Origin of the sequence: Pleurocapsa minor HA4230-MV1, from assembly GCA_019359095.1 — a bacterium.
In the GTDB taxonomy this organism is placed as follows: Bacteria; Cyanobacteriota; Cyanobacteriia; order Cyanobacteriales; family Xenococcaceae; genus Waterburya; species Waterburya minor.
Genome location: JAHHHZ010000024.1, coordinates 193,891 through 213,469 on the forward strand (window position 1 = coordinate 193,891; position 19,579 = coordinate 213,469).

Annotated in this window: 15 protein-coding genes; 7 read left to right on the forward strand and 8 right to left on the reverse strand. The window is 39.9% G+C overall.

Features of this window, described 5'->3' with window-relative positions; all coding sequences use genetic code 11:
* The first annotated feature begins 54 nt into the window (after positions 1–54).
* On the forward strand, positions 55–1,692 hold the full coding sequence (locus KME09_16175; protein ID MBW4535473.1) for an iron uptake porin: 1,638 nt from the start codon (positions 55–57) through the stop codon (positions 1,690–1,692).
* Between the two features lie 264 nt (positions 1,693–1,956).
* On the forward strand, positions 1,957–3,300 hold the full coding sequence (locus KME09_16180) for a UDP-N-acetylmuramoyl-tripeptide--D-alanyl-D-alanine ligase (GenBank protein ID MBW4535474.1): 1,344 nt from the start codon (positions 1,957–1,959) through the stop codon (positions 3,298–3,300).
* A 39-nt stretch (positions 3,301–3,339) separates the two neighbouring features.
* Here KME09_16180 and folE read toward each other — a convergent pair whose 3' ends face one another.
* Positions 3,340–4,065: a GTP cyclohydrolase I FolE gene (folE, locus tag KME09_16185; protein ID MBW4535475.1), complete on the reverse strand. Its 726-nt coding sequence runs from the start codon at positions 4,063–4,065 to the stop codon at positions 3,340–3,342.
* Between the two features lie 59 nt (positions 4,066–4,124).
* Positions 4,125–4,856, reverse strand: a complete 732-nt coding sequence (locus KME09_16190; protein ID MBW4535476.1) for an SDR family oxidoreductase — start codon at positions 4,854–4,856, stop codon at positions 4,125–4,127.
* A gap of 148 nt (positions 4,857–5,004) precedes the next feature.
* Here KME09_16190 and KME09_16195 point away from each other — a divergent pair, with 148 nt between their 5' ends.
* Entirely contained in the window at positions 5,005–5,148 is a 144-nt protein-coding gene (locus tag KME09_16195) for a hypothetical protein (protein MBW4535477.1), read from the forward strand.
* A gap of 211 nt (positions 5,149–5,359) precedes the next feature.
* Here the strand turns inward: KME09_16195 and accA are convergent, their stop codons facing one another.
* The 3 genes from accA to KME09_16210 form a co-directional block, all read right to left on the reverse strand.
* Positions 5,360–6,340 carry an acetyl-CoA carboxylase carboxyl transferase subunit alpha gene (gene accA, locus KME09_16200; GenBank protein ID MBW4535478.1) on the reverse strand — a complete coding sequence of 327 codons (981 nt, stop codon included), beginning with the start codon at positions 6,338–6,340 and terminating at the stop codon, positions 5,360–5,362.
* A gap of 210 nt (positions 6,341–6,550) precedes the next feature.
* Positions 6,551–7,564: a response regulator gene (locus KME09_16205; GenBank protein ID MBW4535479.1), complete on the reverse strand. Its 1,014-nt coding sequence runs from the start codon at positions 7,562–7,564 to the stop codon at positions 6,551–6,553.
* A 314-nt stretch (positions 7,565–7,878) separates the two neighbouring features.
* Positions 7,879–8,745 carry a hypothetical protein gene (locus tag KME09_16210; GenBank protein MBW4535480.1) on the reverse strand — a complete coding sequence of 289 codons (867 nt, stop codon included), beginning with the start codon at positions 8,743–8,745 and terminating at the stop codon, positions 7,879–7,881.
* Between the two features lie 142 nt (positions 8,746–8,887).
* Between KME09_16210 and KME09_16215 the strand changes: the two genes are divergently transcribed.
* From KME09_16215 to KME09_16225, 3 genes are all read left to right on the forward strand, one after another.
* On the forward strand, positions 8,888–9,472 hold the full coding sequence (locus KME09_16215; protein ID MBW4535481.1) for a DUF3172 domain-containing protein: 585 nt from the start codon (positions 8,888–8,890) through the stop codon (positions 9,470–9,472).
* Between the two features lie 65 nt (positions 9,473–9,537).
* Entirely contained in the window at positions 9,538–11,421 is a 1,884-nt protein-coding gene (gene glmS / locus KME09_16220; protein ID MBW4535482.1) for a glutamine--fructose-6-phosphate transaminase (isomerizing), read from the forward strand.
* Positions 11,422–11,666: 245 nt separating this feature from the next.
* Positions 11,667–13,415 carry a DGQHR domain-containing protein gene (locus KME09_16225; GenBank protein MBW4535483.1) on the forward strand — a complete coding sequence of 583 codons (1,749 nt, stop codon included), beginning with the start codon at positions 11,667–11,669 and terminating at the stop codon, positions 13,413–13,415.
* Positions 13,416–13,556: 141 nt separating this feature from the next.
* On the opposite strand, the gene gnd is transcribed toward KME09_16225, so the two are convergent.
* Positions 13,557–15,011, reverse strand: a complete 1,455-nt coding sequence (gene gnd / locus KME09_16230; protein ID MBW4535484.1) for a decarboxylating NADP(+)-dependent phosphogluconate dehydrogenase — start codon at positions 15,009–15,011, stop codon at positions 13,557–13,559.
* Positions 15,012–15,355: 344 nt separating this feature from the next.
* On the opposite strand from gnd, the gene KME09_16235 reads away from it, so the two are divergent.
* Positions 15,356–15,712: a Rieske (2Fe-2S) protein gene (locus KME09_16235; GenBank protein ID MBW4535485.1), complete on the forward strand. Its 357-nt coding sequence runs from the start codon at positions 15,356–15,358 to the stop codon at positions 15,710–15,712.
* A gap of 113 nt (positions 15,713–15,825) precedes the next feature.
* On the opposite strand, the gene KME09_16240 is transcribed toward KME09_16235, so the two are convergent.
* The gene (locus KME09_16240) at positions 15,826–16,785 is read right to left on the reverse strand and encodes a DUF362 domain-containing protein (protein ID MBW4535486.1); all 960 of its coding nucleotides are present in this window, start codon (positions 16,783–16,785) and stop codon (positions 15,826–15,828) included.
* Between the two features lie 110 nt (positions 16,786–16,895).
* The gene (gyrA, locus tag KME09_16245) at positions 16,896–19,454 is read right to left on the reverse strand and encodes a DNA topoisomerase (ATP-hydrolyzing) subunit A (GenBank protein ID MBW4535487.1); all 2,559 of its coding nucleotides are present in this window, start codon (positions 19,452–19,454) and stop codon (positions 16,896–16,898) included.
* Between the last annotated feature and the right edge of the window lie 125 nt (positions 19,455–19,579).

Below are 19,579 nucleotides of genomic sequence, written 5' to 3' on the forward strand. Positions count from 1 at the left end.
TGGTGTGAATGAGGATTGGGGATAATGTTAAGAAGTCGAAGTATGCTCTGCCAAATGGCATCTATTATTGGTGCTTTATTGCTATTGGCATCAAATGGTGAAGCTATTGCCGAATCAAGGAATAAAGGTGATATTTCTCAGAAGCAAGATAAGATTAACTTGCCGAACAGCAGTCGTCAAGAATATTTTGTTAATAATTTAGAGCAGGAAAACTTGTCAACCAAGACAAATCCAAATTTAATTAGTCAAAACAACATTATCCAGCAATTTCAGGATATTCAACCAACAGATTGGTCATATCAAGCTCTACAAAATTTAATTGAACGTTATGGCTGTATTAGTGGATTTAACGATCGCACTTTTCGCGGGGAACAAGCTATTTCCCGTGCTGAATTTTCCGCTGGTCTTAACTCTTGTTTAAATAAGATTGAAAAAATAATTGCTCAGACCAAAAATGTACCCCAAATAGATATAGATACAGTTTTGCGCTTGATGCAGGAGTATCAGTCAGAATTAGCGATCCTTCAGGGTAGAACAGACGGTTCTCAGGCACGACTACTAGATTTAGAAGCGACACAATTCACTACCACTAGCAAACTACAGGGAGAAGCAATCTTGGGCTTAGGTAGTATTTTAGCTGGAGATAGCGATCGCACCAGTACAATTTTAGGTAGTCGTTTGAGGTTAGATTTTAAGACTAGTTTTCAGGGGGATGATCTATTATTTACCAGGTTATCGCAGAGTGATTTTTCGGGTTTTGCGTCGGAAATTGATACTTTTCAAGGCGGTTTGGCTTTTGCCGAACCTGATAGTTCAGATGATTCTAATATACGTCTGGATACTTTACATTATTCCTTTAATCTTGGCGATCGCTTAGGTTTAATTGTCGGTGCAGCAGGGGTAGATGCTGATGATATTGCCCCGTCAATCAACTTCTTAGATGGCGATGGCGGTTCAGGTGCAGTTTCTCGTTTTGGCACCAGAAATCCCCTTTACTATCCATCATCAGATGCTGGATTAGGGGTTAATTATCGTCCGACTGAACAAGTTAAGATTGATGCGGGTTATCTTGCCTCCTCTGCTAATGAGTCAACCTCTGGCAACGGTTTATTTAATGGCCCCTACAGCGCTTTAGGACAAATTACCCTAGAACCCTCTAAAAGCCTGAGTCTAGCTGCTACCTATATTCATAGCTACAACCAAAGCGATACGGAAACAGGGACTAGTCAATCTAATTTGCGCTCGCAAACAGCAGTATTGTTTGGTGCAGAAGTTCCTACAGTTAGCAATTCCTATGGCTTAGAATTGTCTTGGGCAATTAGCGATCGCATCATTATCGGTGGCTGGGGTGGCTTGAGTAAAGTCAGAAACCTTGATACCTTAAACGAACAGATTGACCGTGGCACGCAAAACATTTGGAATTGGGCAGCAACTCTGGCAATACCAGACTTAGGGAAAGAAGGTAGCCTTGCAGGTATTGTAGTCGGCAGCGAACCTCAAGTGACCAATTCCACTATCGAAAATCTGCCAGAAGATAGTAGTTCTTTGCATTTAGAAGCTTTTTATCAATATCAGGTAAGTAATAATATTGCCATTACCCCTGGAGTAATTTGGATTACCAAGCCAGATAGTAATACGCTAAATACTGATGACTTAGTAATTGGCACTGTTAGGACTACTTTTAGCTTTTAACTCGTTGCAGCTTAATCATTTTGCTTTGACTTTTGACTTTTATAGCCATACGTCAAAACCTTATGACATTTTTGAAATACTAGTTCCGTCTTATTTCCTATTTCTTACTTCCTACTTCCTACTTCCTATTTCCTATTTCCTATTTCCTACTTACGAGCCGCTCACCCTAATTGTCCTAATCTAACTTTATACGGCTATAACTCTTGACTCTTAACTGATATAACAATTAAGCTAGCGGGAATTAATTGGAACAGTTGATCTAATATGCCTCTCTATTTTTCTCTGGCAGAACTCGATACAATTCTCAAGCACAATCTTTTAAAAACTACTGGTGCGGATTTAAACGTATCTGTATTGGGCATCACCACGGACACCCGCATTATTAAACCTCAAGAACTATTTGTCGCTTTGGTAGGGGAAAACTTCGATGGACACAATTTTGTTGAGCAAGCAGTAGACCAAGGTGCGATCGCCCTAATTGTCAATCGTCAAATTGAATCTCTAGCTGTTCCCCAATTTATCGTTAGAGACACCCTCAAGGCGTATCAGCAAATTGCTCAGTGGTGGCGCGATCTCTTTAACATTCCTGTCATTGGTGTTACGGGTTCAGTGGGTAAAACTAGTACTAAAGAATTAATCTCCGCTGTGTTAGGCACTAAGGGAAAAGTACTCAAAACTGAAGCTAATTTTAATAATGAAATTGGTGTGCCGAAAACTCTTTTGCAAATTACCTCAGAACATAGTTATGCCGTAATCGAAATGGCAATGCGCGGCTTAGGGGAAATCGCCCTGTTAACTGATATTGCCCGCCCGACAATTGGCGTAATTACCAATGTGGGAACAGCTCATATTGGTCGTTTAGGTTCGAGAGAGGCGATCGCCCAAGCTAAATGCGAACTTTTAGCACAGATGCCTGAAACGAGCATCGCTATTTTAAATTACGACAATCCTCTGTTAATTGAAACCGCCCAAAAAGTGTGGCAAGGAAAAACCATTACTTATGGTTTAACAGGGGGCGATGTTCACGGAACAATTAACGGTAATAACATTACAGTTGCCGAACAAGATTTACCTTTACCCCTACCAGGAGAACATAACGCCAGTAATTATCTAGCAGCAATAGCGATCGCTCAAGTCCTCAAGATCGACTTTGCACCTTTAATTGCAGGATTACAAGTTCAATTACCTCAAGGGCGATCGCGTCGTTACGAGCTACCTAATGATGTAGTAGTACTAGATGAAACTTATAATGCTGGTTTGGAATCGATGCTGGCTGCGGTACAGATGCTCAAAGCAACTCCTGGTACCAGACATATTGCGGTATTGGGTACGATGAAAGAATTGGGCGAACATTCCCCCCAACTACATCGTCAAGTGGGTCAAAAAGCCCAAGCATTAAACTTAGATCTATTGATGGTGTTAGCAGACGAGGCAGCAACTCAAGAAATAATTAAAGGTGCCGCAGGAATTAAAACTGAATGTTTTAGCGATCGCGCAACTCTTACTAGTAAGTTAAAACAAGTTATCCGCCCTGGCGATCGCATTTTGTGTAAAGCCTCTAATTCGGTGGGCTTAAACAAGGTTGTTGAGGAGTTAATTAAAATCTAATTCTGTAGGGGCGATTCGGGAATCGCCCCTACTAGATCTTTAGCCAAAATTAGGCTGATGGCGAATGAGATTTAGAAATTCCTCACGACTTTTCTGCTCATCCTGAAACACACCAATCATCGCGCTAGTAACCGTCCAAGAGCCAGGTTTTTGTACTCCCCGCATCGACATACACATATGAGAAGCTTCCATCACTATGGCAACTCCTTGTGGCTCTAAAATTGCTTGAACTGCTTCGGCGATTTGACGAGTAAGGCGTTCTTGTACCTGAAGACGGCGGGCATACATTTCGACGATGCGAGCCAGCTTACTCAACCCTACCACTTTTTGATTGGGAATATATGCTACGTGCGCTCTACCCATAAACGGTAACATATGGTGTTCGCAGAGACTAAAGAAGTTGATGTCTCTCACTAACACCATTTCATTGTGTCCTTCGTCAAAAATCGCGCCATTAACTAAATCATCTAAGGATTGGTTGTAGCCACTAGTCAAAAACTCCATGGCTTCAGCAACTCTTTTGGGAGTTTTAAGTAATCCTTCTCGCTCTGGATCTTCCCCCACTGACTCTAGCATAGTGTAAACTGCCGACATCATTTGTTCTTTAGCAGCTTCTGAAGTCGCCTTGATTTGTGCAGCTTGTCCGTTGTGGGTGTTGCGATCTGGTCTACTGGCAATTTGATCTAACAAACTAGATTTTAGCGGGTTAGAATTATTGCCCAATGATTCAGAACGATTAGAACCGTTAGAAGAAACTGTTGTCATAATGTATTAATGTGAGTAAAACTCGATCCTTTTGCTGTTAAATATGCGATCGCCTTGGTTTATAAAGCCCCTCCACTGGGCATAACGATCATTTCCTCAACTACCGCTTGACTGGGTAGTAAAGCTGTATGGAGTATCGACTGGGCAACAATTTCTGGGGTAAGCATTGCCGAGCGATTAAAATCTGCTTTAACCGTATCTGTATCCCAAATAGGAGTATTTACCGACCCAGGAGAAATAATTACGGTACGAATCCCATTACTCCTCTCCTCTAGCGATAGCGCTTTACTGAAAGCCACCAACCCTGCTTTACTGACACTATAAGCGCCCCACTCAGGAAAAGCATTCGAGGCTGCAATTGAGGCAACATTAATGATAGTTCCTGAATTGCGATCGCGCATCTGGGGTAGAACTCCCTGGACACACTGAAAAACGCTAGTGAGGTTAAGCTCAAGTATTTTTTGCCAATCTACTAAAGTTGTATTTTTTAGTAAATTGGTATACCCCATTCCCGCATTATTGACTAAAATATCAATAGGGCCGAAAGAAGCGCAGATGGCAGAAATAGCCTGATCAACTCGATCTACTACAGCTAAATCTAGCGGATAAGCTTTTGCTTTAGTTTGGGTTTTTTGCTCGATTTCTAAGACTAAAGCTTGTAGTTTAGCTTCAGAGCGGCTGACTAAAGCAAGCTCAATCCCAGATTCGGCAAAGGCTAAAGCCGTTGCTTTGCCAATGCCACTACTCGCCCCTGTGATGATTGCTCTCAGTTGATTTGAGGGTGGATTCATTATGTTCTTAAGATGATTTGTCCAACTCAATAAATATAAAAATTCAACATAGCAGATGCAATCTGGCAAACAATTGAAAATATTTTTATTTTTCCAATGCTGTTTAGATAAATTGCTGTATTGAGCGTCAAGATTTTGTCCTGGCTAAATGTCAATTGCGACTCAGGATGCTAAATGTAAGGCGGAAACGGTCGGGTTTCCCGACCATGTTCCATATGCGAAGCGGTATGCCACGGCACTAGCTTCGCGTCGTCCTTTAGGACGCCGTAAAATATGGCAGGTGTTACTATAACCTGATTTACTGTCATTAATCACCTCTGGTTTAAAACTCTATTGCCAGTAGAGTTAAAGTCAACTACATAGATAGATTTGTGCAGTAACGCTAGATGAGAATTTATGTAACAAAATGTTGCTTTTGCATTATAGCATTCTCAAATATACATCTGTTTAAGGAGTAAATATCGCTAATTTAACCATCGACTAATAGCTCAAGATTATTTAGTTTAATTAGCAACTGTCTCAAAACGACCCATCTGGCGAAATTTCTCATAGCGCAGTTCTTGTCTTTGCTGAGGAGATAGCTGTCTTAACTGTTCCAAATTACGCCCAATAGCTGCTTTTAATTTTGCAGCTGCTTCTACAGGATTAGCATGAGCGCCACTACTAGGTTCAGCAACAATTTCATCAATCAAACCTAATTCTTTTAAATCCCAGGAAGTAATTTTTAAGGCTGCTGCTGCTCGGTCAGATTTTTGAGCATCTTTCCAGAGAATTGCCGCACAGGCTTCTGGACTGGCTACTGTATAGACCGAGTGTTCTAGCATCAACAGACGATCTGCTACGCCAATCCCTAATGCGCCTCCCGAACCCCCTTCACCAATGACGGTGCAGATAATCGGTACTTCAAACCCAAACATAGCGCGCAGATTATAGGCGATCGCTTCTCCCTGACCGAGCTTTTCTGCTTCCACTCCCGACCAAGCTCCAGGAGTATCGATAAAAGTCAGAATCGGCATACCAAAACGATTGGCGTGCTGCATTAATCTAAAAGCTTTACGATAGCCACCAGGAAAAGCCATACCGAAATTACGGGCAACATTATCTTTGGTATCTCGACCTTTTTGGTGTCCTACCACCACCACAGGACAACCATCAATCCGTGCCACACCGCCAACTAAGGCTGGATCGTCATAGCCACCGCGATCGCCATGTAGTTCAAGCCATTCATCACTAATTGCCTGAATGTAATCTAGGGTGCTGGGACGACGAGGGTGACGAGCTAGCTGTAGTCTTTGACCTGGAGTAAGAGTACTAAATATTTCTTGACGTAATTCTCCTGCTCGAACCTCTAGCTGTGATATTTCGGTGGAAACATCCACCTGATTTTCTTCAGCTAAAGTTTTAATTTGTTCGATTCTGGATTCTAATTCGCTTAGAGGCTTTTCAAAATCTAATAAGAAGGTTTTACGTTTAGTCTTAGCCATGGCTTACAGATAGTTATTTTGGTTTAGTCAGCATCCCCGCTATCATTATCTGCTATTAGGCATCTTTTTAACCAATTTATGTGATTCAAGATACGAAAAAAAAGAGCCGATCGCACCCTGATTTATGGTGCCGCAATTAAGATTTAAGGCTTACTTTACTGTTGAGCATGATTCAACAGTGAGCAATGAGCAATGAGCAATGAGCAATGATTACTGTTCATTGATAAAAAAGGTGAATTGCTGGATCAACTCTGGGTTACGCCAGCCTTTTTTGGTTTCTTCCTGCATAATCTCTAAGGCTTCTGCTGGACTATAGGCTCGTTTATGAGGGCGATCGCTAGTCAAAGCATCATAAATATCAATTACCTGGAATACCTGAGCTAAATAGGGTATTGTTGTTCCAGATAGACCGTCAGGATAACCTGTTCCATCCCACCGTTCATGATGGTGGCGCACAATCGGCAGAACGCCACTACGATTCCGTAATGGCTGACAGATTTCTTCCCCAATTAGAACGTGTTGTCTAATCAGTTCTCTTTCTTCAACAGTTAGCTCTCCTACTTTGAGCATCACCGCATCAGGAATAACAATAGTGCCAATGTCATGTAAATGAGCAGCAAAAGCTAAATCATCAATCTCATGTCCACTTAAACCAAGATACTCACCAAAAGATTTTACCAACGAGGCAACGCGAACCATACCACCCTTGGTAACAGAACGCTTATCGATCGCTCTGGCAATAGTAAAGAGTACCTGCTCTGTTTGGTTTAATCCATCATTAATTCGTTTTTGGTTAATTAAAGACTTGACCCTAGTAGATAGTTCAATTCGATTGAGGGGTTTAAGCAGAACATCATTACCACCAGCTTCCATTGCTTTGATTCGCTCATCGCGATTGTTGATCAAAGTGGTAAATACTACGGGTATATTATTGGTGCGGTAATTTTCTTTGAGCTGGCGACATAAAGTAAAGCTATCTATATCTCGCAGCTGCGTATTAAGCAAAATCAAATCTGGCTGTTGTTCGATAATCTTACTCAAAACTGAAGTGGGATTGTCCGCTTCAATTACCTCATAGCCATCTAGCAGTAGAAGATCTATTGTTGTCATTCGACTTAGAGGATTTTCATCGACAATGATAATTTTGGCAGTCGGCAAATCAGGGTAGGTGCTTACGAAAGTATTGGTTCTGGTAGCCACAGGATAATCGCCAACTTTTTTCATTATTTTCTTAATTTAGGGAAAATTTTTTATTTGATTTGGCTAAAACTGATCTTATTGATTCAGAGAATTTTAGAGTTCTGATCCATTTGATTGAGAAGTTTCATACATTAACTCACTTTAGCCTAGCTCGGATTTTTGGATCAAACGACAAAATTAAAACAAAATTTGTTTTAGCGATATCGATAAATATTATGAAGATAATTTCGATATTTGGGATCAGGTATTATACGGAGTCTAATTCTTAATTTAGCTTAATAAAAACACTTTAAAGTTAATACTTCCTTGATTTTACGGTATATTAAGGGCTATTTTTTTTACTTCATCCACCGTTTACGCCACTGAGATGTTGATTCTTGAGGGCTTTGTTGCTGTTCTTGCTGTCGACGAACAATGATTTGTTCTGCTCGATCTTGAAAAGAGCGATCGCGATAGGGAATTGCAGCACGAGTTTGCAGGTGTTCTTGCTCCATTATTGAGAGCTTCGGTAAATTTTTATACTCAAACGCAGCAATTGTCCCAGGCGATTTACGTCCAGCACCTGTAATCGAACCAATATTTAATCCAGCACTCAACAATGCGGTGCGAACTGCTGCGGAGGAAGAATAGGTTGCGAGTCTTCCGTGAGGGGTGAGACATTTGCTTAACAAGCTAATAAACTCTACCGTCCAAAGTTGAGGGCATTTTGGCGGAGAAAAAGGATCTAGAAAAATAGCATCAGCCTGCCAATTTTCGGTGACTAACGATTGAATTGCTTGTCTAGCATCATTTAAGAGCAATTTGGCAAATAAAAAATCCTGACAGACTTTAAATTCACTAGCTAACTCAGCCAACAGACTGGGAATAGGCAATTGCCACTGTGCTAAGAGATTATATTGGATTGCTTGACGGGGGACATCCGCCGATATTTCCAAAGCAATTAATTCTACCTGACACTGGGGATTAACTGACCAGATCGCTTCTAAAGCAGCAGCACTATTGTAACCCAACCCATAACACACATCTAAAATACGTACAGTAGACTGCTGTGTCGCTAACTCTTTAATTTGACAGGGTTCAATATATCTTACTTCCGCTTCTTGTTTAGCACCGAAAGATGAATGAAACGTTTCTTGAAACTCTGGGGAGAAAAAAGTGTATGAGCCATCTTCCGTAAGCTGAGGTGTGAACTGATTACTATTCATAGCAGTTTCCAGAAAAATTAAATAGCTTGTAGACTCAGCTTAAACTAGAACCAAATTCCCCGATCAGAACTTCTAAAATAGAATAATGTATCCCTAAGTAACCAGTAATCAGTAATCAGTAATCAGTAATCAGTAATCACCTATGGCTCGTAGAAATCGTAACCCTAACAATAACTACAATAATGGTCGAGTAGACCGCTATGCTCAGTCTGAAAACTATCGCTCTAAACCTAATCCACCCGAAAAGAAAAATCCCTTAGACATAGCAAAAATAGCGATTATAGCCAGTGTTTTTATAGTCGGTATAGTTATTGGGCTATCTCTAAATTTAGCTAGCGGTTCTAGTAATTTGGCATCAGTTGATTCTAGTTTACAAATCGATCGTAAAGCACCCAACCCAGAAGTTTGTCAGCAGTTTGGCGCTAGTGCGATCGTTACTGATATGCGTGTTTTTCTGACCTTAAATCCTTTTAGCGTCTATTTAACTCAGCCTCAGATGCAGCCTGGATGTGTATTACGCCGAACTAACTGGGCAATTTTAGAGCAGCAAAACTTGGTGAGTTCGCAACAGGTAAGAGATTGTAAGCAACGGATGAATACCTTCGGTTTTATAGGTGCTTTAGAAGGTAAACCAAAAATTGATTGCATCTACCAAAACGATGCTGCGGGCAATTTATTCTTAAGTAAAAATGGCTCTGGTGCATTACCAGAATCAGACAATTTCTAGTAATTATTTTCATATCTGATATACACTTAAGGCGATCGATCAGTTGTTTATCAAAAAAGCTTAGTATGTGCGGAATTGTTGGTTATATCGGTACTCAAGCAGCTACAGATATCTTAATATCTGGTTTAGAAAGATTAGAGTATCGAGGCTACGACTCGGCAGGGATTGCCACCGTTGAAGAAGGTCAAGTAAACTGTGTTAAGGCCAAGGGTAAATTATTTAACCTCCGAGAAAAGCTAGAACATACCATCAATCAAGCACAAATTGGGATTGGACATACTCGCTGGGCAACTCATGGTAAACCAGAGGAACATAATGCTCATCCTCATTTAAATACCGATCGCACTTTAGCAGTGGTACAAAACGGCATTATTGAAAACTACCTGGAGCTAAAAGAAGAATTAATTAGTCAAAAAATTGAATTTCGTTCAGAAACAGACACCGAAGTCATTCCTCACTTAATTACTCAGTTTTTGGCTGATTCTAATTCTCTGATGGTAGCTATCCAAAAAGCGATCGCCAGATTAGAAGGGGCATTTGCGATCGCCGTTGTTAGTGCAGATCATCCTTATGAATTAATCGTTGCCCGTCAACAAGCCCCATTAGTACTAGGTTTTGGACAGGGTGAATTCTTCTGTGCGTCTGATATGACAGCCATTTTGCCCCATACCCACACCATCCTTAATTTGGAAAATGGGGAAATAGCCAGACTAACACCTTTAGGAGTAGAAATCTACGACTTCAAGGGAACAAGAATGTCTCGTTTTCCTCGTACCTTAGATTGGAATCCCGTACAGGTAGAAAAACAGGGTTTCCGCCACTACATGCTAAAGGAAATCTATGAACAACCTGCGGTAGTACGTACTTGTTTGAATACTTATCTTAATCCTAACTGGCACGCTGATGAAAATCCTGATTATAGTCCTGTCAATCTCGGTCTAACCCCTAATTTGACAGATAATCTAGAGCATATTCAAATACTTGCCTGTGGGACAAGTTGGCACGCTGCTTTAATTGGCAAATATCTGCTAGAGCAACTTGCGGGTATTCCCACCACCGTCGATTACTCCTCAGAGTTTCGCTATTCCCCCAAACCAATCATTGCCAACACTTTAACTATTGGTGTTACCCAATCAGGAGAAACTGCCGATACCATTGCTGCCTTAGAATCTGAAAGAGCGAGAAGAGCAAATTTAGAACCAAAATTCCAAGCAAAACTACTGGCAATTACCAACCGCGCGGAAAGTAGTATTGCTCAGATTTGCGATCGCATTATCGACACTCACGCAGGTATCGAAATCGGTGTAGCTGCCACTAAGACTTTTATTGCTCAGACAATGGGCTTTTATTTCCTCTCTTTAGACTTAGCTTATCGTCGTCAGTCTATATTGAATCAGAAAATTGGTGCAATTATCGAAGGATTACGGCATATTCCTAGCCAAATCGAAGCCATCCTGGATACTCAAGCAGATGCGATCGAAGAATTAGCTCATGACTTTACTACCGAAACCGAAGACTTTATCTTTATTGGACGAGGTATCAACTTTCCCATCGCCCTAGAAGGTGCTTTAAAGTTGAAGGAAATTTCGTACATCCATGCAGAGGCTTATCCCGCAGGCGAAATGAAACACGGGCCGATCGCTTTATTGGATAATAAAGTTCCTGTAGTCGCTGTAGCTATGCCTGGCAGCGTATATGACAAGGTGATTTCCAACGCCCAAGAAGCCAAAGCTAGAGATGCTCGTTTAATCGGTGTAACTACGGCGATGAATGCCACTGAAGCAGCCCACACCTTTGATAATATCTTGACCGTACCAGAAGTAGATGAATTGATTTCCCCTATATTAGCGGTTGTTCCTTTGCAAATGCTGTCTTATCACATTGCAGCGATTAAGGGGTTAGACGTCGATCAGCCAAGGAATTTGGCAAAAAGCGTCACTGTTGAGTAGTAAATATCGTTTTTTATACTTTCGATGCTTTCTGTCTTAGCATTTCGCTTAAAATTACAGCTTAACAATGTATCATGCTCATTTGTTGTTTAAAATATTTGAGCATTTTTTATGCCAAAATTCAATCAATTCATAAATTGCCAAAAGGTTAAGAGCCTAAAATTTAACTTGCGGTTAATTTATATTTCCGCATTGATAAAAGTAATTTCTTCTAAAATTTTTGATCTAAATTTCAAATATCATCTATGCACCAAAATCAACAAGCATTGCAAAAACTTGCGGGAAAAGAACTTGAAGAATATGGATACAAAGTTTTTAAAGATATTGGATTAAACTGCTTTTATAATTTGGGTCAAACTAAACTAAGTGATATAGCTCCAGAATACTTAGAAAATGAACACCTTGAATTTGATTATTTGATTCCTCATAATAAAGTTTGTCTGATAGGTGAGATAACAGCAAGAATAGATAAAAAAAGCATTAAATCAAAATACGATAAGTTTGTAAAACAAACTAACATTATCAAACGTATAAATTTTTCAAGTGAATTGTGGCTAAAATTAGGTGTTAAGACAGAAAATATCAAACTTTTCAGAGAAATAGAATATATTAAAGCCTTTTTTATCACTACGAAAAAAGAAAAATATGATTTAACTCTGTCAGATGTTCAAAATATGGCGATATTTTATCAATCTGACTTTCTTAGAATTATTGAATACTCACAAACTCTAGGGAAATGGTCAAAAAACTATTTATTACATAATTTTGATATTAAACACACTAATAATACTGCTATCAGTATTTATCAAAAAGATCATTTACTTATTAGAAAGAAAAACAGAAAAGTTAGTACTAAAGTCAAAGTTTTAGCTGACTTATATACTTTTAATATATCACCATATAAATTACTTGATATAGCCCATGTACATAGAAAAGATGAATTGCCTTCATTACAAGATAATAATTACAATTATCAGAGATTATTAAATTATGAAAAACTGCAAGAAATAAGAAAAACCGTCTTGGTTGATTCAGACTTTATGTTTCCATCGAATATTTTGGTTATTTTGTCCAAAGAATGCAAATATTGTGAGGATGGAGTTAATGATAGCTATTTACATATACCAAATAAATATGGAAGTATTTCTATAGTTGATGGTCAACACAGGCTGTTCTCTTATGCAGACGAGAAAGTCGAATCTATTATGCAAGATCGTTGTGAAATTCAAGTAACTGCTATTGATTTTCAAACTTCAGACGAAAAGTTAATGAGTCAATGTAGTGCTATAACCTTTATAGAAATCAATGTTAACCAAACAAAAGTAGAAATATCTCATCTGGATCAAATTGCTTATGATTTGGGAAGTGACGATCCAAAAGTTATTGCAACTAGAATTATAGTTGGAGTAAATGCTCGTCAAAAATATAGTTCATTTTTTGATGTCAACTTAGATAAAATTAATCAAGGACTTATTGAAGCTGGGACAATAATAGATGCAATAAAAAAAATAACAAATATTAATAAAATAAAAAAAATTGCCAATGCTAAAAGTGACAAAAATCTATTAAAAAAAGCTGGGTACGAGCAATTATTTAATTCTCGAATTGATGAATTATCAGAAAAAAATGTATTAGTTGATAAAGGAATTATTTTATTGGAAAGGTATTTTAATGAAATATTTATGGTTTTTCAAAATGATAAATTAGAGCCAAATAAAAAAATTAATACTTCTTTTCAGTATTCAAAATTTTGGGCGGGATTTATAAATCTACTTTATATTTTTATTGAAGAAGGGTTTTCTTGGAATCAGTTAAAAACAGAGTTGAAAAATATCAAGCATAATCTTATAAAGTTACAGAACATAGATGATTATAATCAACCTTTATTTGATCCTAAAAACTATCAGATTCCAGATGCAAAATATTCACCTACTAAAGTTTGTACTTTTTTAAATAAAAATAGACAAAAACCTTATTCTGTTCAAGATATATAATCAATAAAATCAAATAAACTTAACTAACCGTTCAAATAGCTTAAATTAAATAGCAAAAAAATAGGACATAGCAATTACACTGGGTGAAACTTACAAAACACCATGTCCTAAAATATTTAATCCTAACTTAAGCAGCTCAACCTAGTCTGTCGTACCTGTTTGCAGAGACTGTTTGGCAACTTTTGTCCATTCAGTATGAGTAAATTCACCTCTAGGGCGATCGACTCGTTCATAGGTATGTGCGCCAAAGTAATCTCTTTGAGCCTGAGTCAGATTCTGCGGTAAGTTAGCCCGACGATAGCTATCAAAATAGTCTAGGGAGGAGCTAAACGCAGGTACAGCAATACCTAGTTGGTTTGCAGTGATTAATACCTCGCGCCAAGCAGACTGGCGATCTACGATTGATTGCTTAAATTCTGGTGCTAACAACAGGTTTTGCAAAGCTGGATTTTCATTAAAGGCTTGTTTAATTTTGTCGAGGAAGCGAGCCTGGATGATACAGCCACCTTTCCAAATACGCGCTATTTCGGCTAAATTGAGATTAAAGTTCAATTCTTTTGAGGCGGTGCTTAGTAGTGCCATTCCTTGAGCATAAGAACACATTTTAGAGCAATATAAAGCATCTCTAACCTGATCGATAAATTGTTGCTTATCTCCTTGGTATTTGCCAGTTGGAGCCGTAATTACTTTAGAAGCTGCGACCCGTTCATCTTTGTAGGCAGACATAACGCGAGCGTTAACCGCAGCATAGATAGTAGGAATTGGTACGCCTAATTCTAGAGAGCTGACCACTGTCCAACGACCTGTCCCTTTTTGTCCCGCAGAATCCAGAATTGAATCGACTAAAGGTTGGTCAGTTTCAGGATCTCTATTGCTAAAAATATCAGCAGTAATTTCAATTAAAAAAGAATTTAGCTCATCAGTGTGATTCCATTGGCTAAATACTTCTTCCAATTCCTCTCCACTGAGATCGAGGGTGTTTTTCATCAAGTCATAGGCTTCAGCAATTAACTGCATATCCCCGTACTCGATGCCGTTATGCACCATTTTTACATAGTGACCCGCACCACCTGGCCCAATATAAGTAACACAAGGCCCATCATCAACTTGAGCAGCGATTTTGGTCAGAATTGGTTCTAAATCTCGGTAACCAGACTCAGTACCTCCAGGCATTAAACTGGGCCCCTTAAGCGCTCCTTCTTCTCCGCCACTGACACCCATGCCGACAAAACCAAGTCCAGATGATTCTAAATCTTTGGTACGTCTTTCAGTATCACCATAAAGAGAATTACCACCATCAATAATGGTGTCCCCTTCTTCCAATAATGGTTTTAATTGCTCAATTACAGCATCTACAGGTTGTCCCGCCTTAACCATGACTAAAATATTGCGGGGACGTTCTAAAGTTTGCACAAATTCTTCTAAAGAATAAGCTGCTTTAATATCTTTACCTGGCGCTCGGATTTCCATGAATTTCTTAGTTTTATCGGCGCTGCGATTAAATACAGCGATGGGAAAACCGCGACTTTCTACGTTCAGGGCGAGATTTTCACCCATGACGGCTAAACCAATTACTCCAAAAGTTCTTTTTGCCATAGTATTATTCGACTTGCCCTAATTCTTGCTGGTTTGATTGGAAAAATAACAATCTAAAGAAAGGCTAGCGCAATTTACTAAGTTAAGATTAGTTCCTTAATCAACTCTTCGATTTTTTCGCGTCAAAATTGTGTTGAAAAACTATCTGGCTGGATAATCGTATTGATTTATACAATTGGCATAGCAGTCAGACTAATTAAAGCTTAAATAAGATCGAGCTAATCATAATCATCTTAAGCGATCGCTACAGTACATATTTTTTAATCGGAAAATTATTTAGTTGACAAACTCCTGAATAATGAATTCAGATTATCAATCTATGATTAAAATTGGAGCTATTTATTATGGTTTGGACAAAAGCTTTAGCAGTGGATGCTTTGGGGACAGGTACAAGACAGGTAGTTAAATTACAAGAGCGATCGCTTTTACTCCTCAATGAAGCGGGAAATATTTATGCGGTGGATAATATTTGCCCTCATTTAAAATTACCTCTGAAGAAAGCAAAAGTTAATGCTGATGGTGCGATCGTCTGTCCCTGGCATCGTAGCGAGTTCGATCTAGCTACTGGTAACGTAAAGACATGGTGTCCTTTTCCGCCAGTAGTCGGTGGTTTGTTTGGGAAAATTTCCCCAGAAAAAAACCTAGGTGTTTTTCCCACTAAGGTGGAAGATGGGCAAATTTTAGTAGATTTATCAGCTTAGTTTTTATAGGGTGTTGTTATATCTACACCCTAATCACTAGGACATCTTTGAAATATTATTTCCTATTTCCTATTTCCTATTTCCTATTTCCTATTTCCTAATCTTCCTAGTCTTTAATTTTTGCCATAGGTTTTCATTGGTTCTTTAATAAAGCGAATGTAGAAGTTTTTAAAGGTCGATCGCAAGACACGGGGAAGTCCAAAGTCAATTGGCATCAGTGCATCGGGTAACTTCCAATCAGCTACCTGTAAATCCGCAGGCTTGCAGTAAGGAAACTCAATTTCGGTTAGTTCGGTACAGAGTCCCTGTTTGAATTGAGCAGCTAGAGTGGGGACAGTAGCAGGATCGACGTTGAGGATATCAATCATGGCACGGTCTAGAGCAAATACGTCAGTAGAAGCGCCCAACACTCCTAACTGTTTGGGTTCACCCCCACTAGGGCCATTTCCCTCATGACCAATAATACCGTCAATAATGGTTAAATTAGGAGCGATCGCCTTTGCTGTTTCGACAATCATTTCGCCAAAACGCTCTGCATCTTTACCCGCTTCCATATGCCACCAAGCTTTCATTTTGCCAGGGACACAGCCAAAGAGATTTTTAACTCCCAAAGTCATGGTCAACTGCATATGAGATTTAACTTTAGGCAGATTAATTACAACATCGGCAGCCAGCGCTTCTTTGGATAAACGTAAGTGCTGAAAGTTTTCGTTTTCAGTAGCATAACGCTGTCCTTTGAATTCAATAATTGGTAGGTCTAATTCGTCGCATAAAGGTAGATAACCGTTAGCCTTACAAACTCCCCTAGCACTACCAAAAGCAGGACTATCTCCTAAGAAGGGTTTACCTCCTGCTGCTTGTACCAGTTGAGCAACACAGTAGACAATTTCAGGACGAGTAATGCATTCTTTGGTGGGACGACTACCCGTAAGCAGGTTTGGCTTGAGCAATACGCGATCGCCTGGTTTGACGATTGCTGTCATTCCCCCCAGAGGTTCTAGTAGATATTCAATGCGCGATCGCAATTCCTTCAGTTCGTAAGATTCGGCACGAATTAAACTGACTGTATACATTGTTGATAGTCCTAAAAAGTTTTCTCAAGTTAAAAAACAGAAAGAAATTCTCTCTGTTTTTTACTAATTACGAGCTGCTAAATTTTTTGCCTGATTTTTGGCTCAATTGTCTATTCTTCCGTTTCTTCTCCTTCTTCTTCTAGAGGAGGAACGGGAGCAACAGCAGCGATCGCATCGTCTTTATCTAACCTCTGAACTCTTACCCCAGTTGCATTACGAGACTGCAAAGAGATCGCCTTAACTGCTTGACGAATCATAATTCCGCGATTGGTGACGATCATTAGTTCATCTTCTAGATTAACGATATCGATCGCCACTAGTCGGTCATCTTTAGACTTAAATTTGATCGCTCTAACACCCATTCCTGCGCGATTTTGCAAGCGAAACTTACCGATGGGAACTCTTTTGCCATAACCATTTTTGGTAATCGCCAGTAACCAAGGGCCTTGATCTACCGCTTCATCAATTAACTCTTCGCCGCTGTCATCATCATCCTCATCATCAACGCTGGTACCGATTGTCGCTACAATCTGCGAGGGAATGATATCCATGCTAATTAGCTCATCATCACCCTTGAGCTTCATCGATTTGACACCCTTAGTCGATCTGCCTAGGGGACGTAGTTGTTGACTATTGGTTTTAAAATGGATTGCCATACCTTTGCGCGTACCAATAATTACGCTGTCTTCATTGGTTGCCAAGCGTACCCAGCGCAGTTCATCCTCGTCTTGCAACGAGATCGCAATCAAACCATTAGAACGAATATTAGCAAAAGCTGACAAGGCAGTTTTTTTAATATTGCCCTTACGAGTCAACATGATCAGATACTCATCTTCAGTAAACTCACTCACCCCAATCATCGAGGTTATTTTCTCTGACTGGGAAACAGGCAGCATCTGAATAATGGGAATTCCCCTCGCCGTTCGAGAAGTAGCAGGAATTTGATAGGCAGGAAATGAGTAGACCACACCGCGATCGCTAAAAAACATCACCGTATCGTGATCGCAACAGGTCATGAAATGTTCAATCCCGTCGTCTTCTTTCATTTTAGCGGCAGCTTTACCTCTAGTGGCACGGCTTTGAGCTTCAAAGGTACTAACAGGCATCCGTTTGATGTAGCCCTGTTCGGTGAGCAAAATAACTGACTGCTCATTGGCAATTAGGTCTTTGTCTAATAGCTCTCCTTCTCCCTGAATAATCTCAGTGCGACGAGGGGTAGCGTGAACATTTCTAATCGTCGTCAGTTCCGACTCAATAATTTCTTCGATCCGCTCTTTACGCGCCAGAATATCGTTGAGATCGGCAATCTGAGTCTGAAGATCTTCATGTTCTGCCTGAATTTTTTCCGCTTCTAAAGCCGTCAAACGACGTAGCTGCATTTGCAGGATGGCATCGGCTTGAGTTTGAGATAAACCAAATCCTTCCACCAATTCGTTTTTAGCGGTAGCCGTATCAGCTGCCCCACGAATTAATCCAATAATTGCATCAATGTTTTCTAAGGCAATTAATAAACCCTGTAGTAAGTGGTCTCTTTCTTCTGCTTTGCGTAACTGGTAACGAGTTCGTCTAGTGATCGCCTCAACGCGAAATTCTAAAAATACCTCTAGGAAGCGACGAATGGTTAATAGTTGAGGATCGTTGTTGACCAACGCCAACATATTTGCGCCAAAGTTACTCTGAACCGCAGTTTGCTTATAAAGGTTGTTGAGAACAACACGGGGATAGGCATCACGCTTGAGTTCGATTACAATTCGCATCCCCGTGCGATCGCTTTCATCACGGATATCAGAAATTCCGTCGATCCGCTTATCGTTAACCAAGTCGGCAATCTTTTCAATCAGGGAAGCCTTATTGGTTTGGTAAGGAAGCTGGGTAATAATGATTGCTTCTTTATCTGCTCTGCCTCGCTGTTGCAGAGTTTCAATCTCCGCCACACCCCGCATGGTAATTGAGCCTCGACCTGTGGTATAGGCTTCTCGAATGCCCGACCTACCGATGATTTGTCCTCCTGTGGGAAAATCGGGCCCTTGGATATACTGCATCAAATCGAGATCGCTAATCTCTGGATTGTGAATTAGGGCGATCGCTCCATCAATCACCTCACCCAAATTATGGGGCGGAATATTAGTTGCCATCCCTACGGCAATTCCTGAAGAACCATTGAGCAGCAACTGAGGAATTCTAGCAGGCAGAACTACAGGCTCTTGTTGCGAACCATCAAAGTTATCGGCAAAATCTACAGTTTCGGCTTCGATATCTCGTAGTAGAGAATCCGTTGCCAAAGCTTGTAAACGACACTCTGTATAACGCATGGCTGCGGGAGGATCGTTATCGATTGAGCCAAAGTTACCGTGTCCATTGATTAGCGGATTCCTCATCGAGAAATCCTGCGCCATTCTCACTAAAGCATCATAAACGGCAGTATCACCATGAGGATGATATTTACCTAATACTTCCCCGACAACACGGGCGCATTTACGAAATGGTCTATCTGGGGTTAGTCCAAGTTCATACATCGCGTAAAGAATGCGACGATGGACTGGTTTTAGACCATCCCTAGCATCGGGCAACGCCCTGCCGACAATTACGCTCATCGCATATTCCAAATAGGAACGCGACATTTCGTTACTTAGATCAGTGGGGATAATCCTTTCCTGGGAAGTGGTCATACTCTGAAAAACTCCAAATATATGCAATAATTTGGATTAATGGCTGATAAGCTCGGCAAACTTCTTTTTTACAGCCAATAAAGCCTAATATAGTCGCATTTTATCTTAAAATTTTAACACATTTT